The sequence below is a fragment of the Pseudoalteromonas sp. P1-9 genome (assembly GCF_001399975.1).
Lineage (GTDB): Bacteria > Pseudomonadota > Gammaproteobacteria > Enterobacterales > Alteromonadaceae > Pseudoalteromonas.
Genome location: NZ_LKBD01000082.1, coordinates 1 through 3,709 on the forward strand (window position 1 = coordinate 1; position 3,709 = coordinate 3,709).

The 3,709-nt window shown below is 42.5% G+C and carries 4 protein-coding genes; 1 reads left to right on the top strand and 3 read right to left on the bottom strand.

What is annotated here, in order from left to right; all coding sequences use genetic code 11:
• Positions 1–229 precede the first annotated feature (229 nt).
• Entirely contained in the window at positions 230–1,201 is a 972-nt protein-coding gene (gene serB / locus AN214_RS21465; RefSeq protein WP_054981581.1) for a phosphoserine phosphatase SerB, read from the bottom strand.
• Positions 1,202–1,284: 83 nt separating this feature from the next.
• Here serB and AN214_RS21470 point away from each other — a divergent pair, with 83 nt between their 5' ends.
• Positions 1,285–1,902, top strand: a complete 618-nt coding sequence (locus tag AN214_RS21470; RefSeq protein ID WP_054981582.1) for an AhpA/YtjB family protein — start codon at positions 1,285–1,287, stop codon at positions 1,900–1,902.
• Here the strand turns inward: AN214_RS21470 and AN214_RS21475 are convergent.
• Both AN214_RS21475 and pdxH read right to left on the bottom strand, forming a co-directional pair.
• Entirely contained in the window at positions 1,869–2,648 is a 780-nt protein-coding gene (locus AN214_RS21475; RefSeq protein ID WP_054981583.1) for a TatD family hydrolase, read from the bottom strand. The two genes, AN214_RS21470 and AN214_RS21475, sit on opposite strands and share 34 nt — an antisense overlap.
• A gap of 1 nt (position 2,649) precedes the next feature.
• Positions 2,650–3,285 carry a pyridoxamine 5'-phosphate oxidase gene (gene pdxH / locus AN214_RS21480; protein WP_054981584.1) on the bottom strand — a complete coding sequence of 212 codons (636 nt, stop codon included), beginning with the start codon at positions 3,283–3,285 and terminating at the stop codon, positions 2,650–2,652.
• Positions 3,286–3,709: the final 424 nt, after the last annotated feature.

The window sequence follows — 3,709 nt, forward strand, 5'->3', positions numbered from 1 at the left end:
AATGAGAAAAGTGCGCTCAAAAGAACCGTTCGGCAGCGCTTGATTGGCTTTTCTACTGTGTTATCGGCTGGCTCACATAGAATAACTATACCACGCAGCCTCTGCCTTGTATAAAACCCAATCAAACTGCTGCAAAAACGAACTTGAAAGGTCAACAGACCCTAATAAAGCACTGTCTTTTATATTTTGCCTGAATTAGTAACACTAAATCAGGCCGCGTTTCACTTGCCTATTCAGGCAAACTAATAAAATAAAGTACCTGCAACAAGCTGCCAAAATTAACTGCCACATCTGCCGTTTCAGCAACAAGCGGCTTACCATGAACCGCAACCCCAAGGCCACTTGCCGCCATCATCACTAAGTCGTTTGCACCATCGCCCATTGCCATCGTTTGCGACTTATCAATATTAAGCTCTTTGGCATATTGCGTTAAAAAACGCGCTTTTTCGTCGGCATCAACAATTGTGCCCAATACCTTACCGGTAAGCGTTTTGCCATTATCTTCTAAGGTATTTGCGTGAACTGCATCAAGCTCAAGTAATGTTTGTACACGCTCAGCAAATGGAATAAAACCGCCTGATGCAATGGCAAGCGTCCATCCGTTCGCTTTTAAATGCTGACACAGTGCTTTTACGCCCGGCATTAACGGTAGGTTATCTTTAAGCTCTGCCATTAACTCGAGCGACACACCTTCTAATTTTGCAACGCGTTTTCGCAGGCTTTCAGAGAAGGGTAATGCCCCTTGCATTGCTTGGCGCGTAACATTGGCCACTTCGTCATACACATTGGCTAAACGGGCAATTTCATCGATGCACTCAATTTGAATAGCCGTTGAGTCCATGTCCATGACTAGCAAACCAGGTTGGTTAATTGTTGGTGCATTGGTAAATACATTAACTTCTAACGCTTGATTTGGCGCCAAAAAGTCATTCAGCTCCTTTTTTACAGCCGCGACATCTGCATTAACCTTTAAAGCCAATGCACTGGGTAACTCTGGATGAGGTGCAATTTTTGTAACCGCTGCCACAGGCAAAGCTGAAAGCGTGGTTAATAACACGTTGCTTGGTTCAAGCTGTGACTGCAATGTAGAAAGCAAAACAAAACATGTTTCACTTGGCTCATTGGGCTCTGCAACTGAATGCCATTTATTATTCTCTAGGTTTGAGAAAAACTGCTCAAACTCCGCAATACTTTCAAACATATGTGACACGCTCACTACTCGACTTATGTGTTGTTGCAATTTAACCAAGAAAAAAGCACACTGTCCAAAAGGCATTGAGCAAAATGAAAAAAAAACAAGACCGCAATCCGGCTTTCGCCTCAACATACCAAAGAATATCGCGCTTAATGATTGCTGCGATATGCTTTATTGCGCTTACCCATATTGGTTTTAATACTAGCTTTAAAGGCCACCAAATACTTAATAATCAAAGCCAAACCACAGCGCAAGGGCTAGCTCAGCAGTTGGCATTAAGTGCACGATTTGCCATCAAAGATCAAGATACCCAAGCGTTAACACGCCTAGTTAATAACTTTGCACAAGATGAATTTATTCAAACTGCTGCGGTGTTTGATAAGTTTGGTAATTTACTGTCGCAAAGCGATTTTGCCGCGTCTTATCAAGATTTATTAAAAACTCCAAATGCTCTCCCCGGTTTATCTAAACTAGCGACACCGATTATTGATGATGTGTTTGTTGAGGGTGAGCGTGTCGGCTTTGTTAGGCTCACCTACACTTTTCCAGCCGCTATTCGCGATGGTCATGATTATCTGCATGAAGTGAGCAAGCAAATTGCCCTTATGTTGGTTTTAAGTGTGGTATTAACTTGGGTATTAGCGCGTAAAATAAAGCGCTGGCAGGTTAAACGCTATATTCGCAATACTGAGCAAGACGAAGAGTAAAGCTGCTCGGCAAGCATTATTCGGGCGCTTTGCGTCTCGATGCCCTTTAATTCACACAACTCATCAAATACACGAATTATCTGCGACGGTGTGTTGCGCTCACCTTGAAAACCATAAAGCGGCATTGAAGGTGCATCGGTTTCAAGCACTAAGTTTTCAATCGGCATACTGGCAATCACATCACGTGTTTTTTGCGCACGCGCGTATGTAATTGTGCCGCCAACGCCTAACTTAAAGCCTTGTTCAACGTAGTAATTGGCCACCTGCGCTGAACCACTAAACGCATGAATAATACCGCCAAACTTTGGTTTTATCGTTTTAAAAGCCTCAGCAATTAAGTCATGACTTTTTCGGTGATGCACCACTAGCGGCAATGACAATTCATTGGCAAGTTCAATATGTTGCAAGAAGAGTTGCTGTTGGTAATCGAGCTTTTCGATACTGCGGTCAATACCACACTCGCCTATCGCCACCAAAAATTCGCGATGACTTTTGGCAAGCGCCGCAAGGCGTTCGAAATCACCCTTTTGATGTTCTTTTAAAAAGTAAGGGTGCAAGCCAAGAGCTTTATAGAAAGTAACATCAGATGTATTTTCAAGGGAGAGTAGCTTGGTGCTTTGTGCAAGCGTTACGCCCGGCACCAGCATATGCGACACATTAAAGTGCGCCGCATCTGCTAACACCTTGTCACGGTCATTTTCAAACTCATTAAAGTCGATATGACAGTGCGTATCAAAAAACGCCATATTATGGATTTAAGCGCTGCTTAGTCCACACACCATCTTCAAGTTTATACATAAATCGGTCATGCAAACGGTTTGCACCGCCTTGCCAAAACTCAATTTGATGCGGTTCAATGCAGTAGCCACCCCAAAATGACGGTAATGGCACTTCGCCTTCACTAAACTTATTTTTAATTTGTTGGAATTTTTCCATCAACACTTTACGTGAAGATACCGGGCGACTTTGCGCCGATGCCCATGCAGCAAGTTGACTCTCTTTTGGGCGCGATAAAAAGTACTTAGTCACCGCTAAATTAGAGAGTGGTTTTGCCGTTCCATAAACAATTACCTGACGCTCCAAGCTGTGCCATGGAAAATGTAAGCTCACCTTGTTATTGCCCGCAATTTCCTGCGCCTTGCGCGACTCAGTATTGGTAAAAAAGACAAAACCATTTGGATTTACATCTTTTAATAACACAATGCGCTGCGACGGCTGACCATTGCTATCTACCGTTGCTACAACCATAGCTGTTGGGTCATCCAGCTTAGCGTCTACGGCTAACTGCAACCACGATTCAAACTGCTCAATTGGGTTGTCTAACAGCTTCTCTTCCGACAAACCATCCTTTAAATACTCACGGCGAATATCATCAATTTTCATCATCTTTTCCAAAAGATATTGTATAAGCTTATGGTAAACAGATACGTGTGAAATACCAATAAAGATTGGTTATATAGTTGATTTAAAATAAAGGGTTGGGGTTAGATTTTAGTTTTGAATGTTTTGATTGGATTTAGTCTTAGCAGCGGTTGAGTCTGATAGATTGTTTGTAGCAATGTATGGCATCAACTGCCATATTAGTATCTTGCGCCATCCATGGCGTCCTCTTGTTCATTTTTGTTACACGACAAAAACGAACCAAAAAACGTGCCCCAAAAATCAAACTGATTCTTCAAACACACTTTAAATGTGAACATAAACGCCATGAAGCAACGTCCCTGTTGTACATGGCTTGCTCGACCGCTTCGCTCCCTGTCTCGCATTATTCATTTAAATTGTATTTTCAGGTTTGATTTAATGGGTG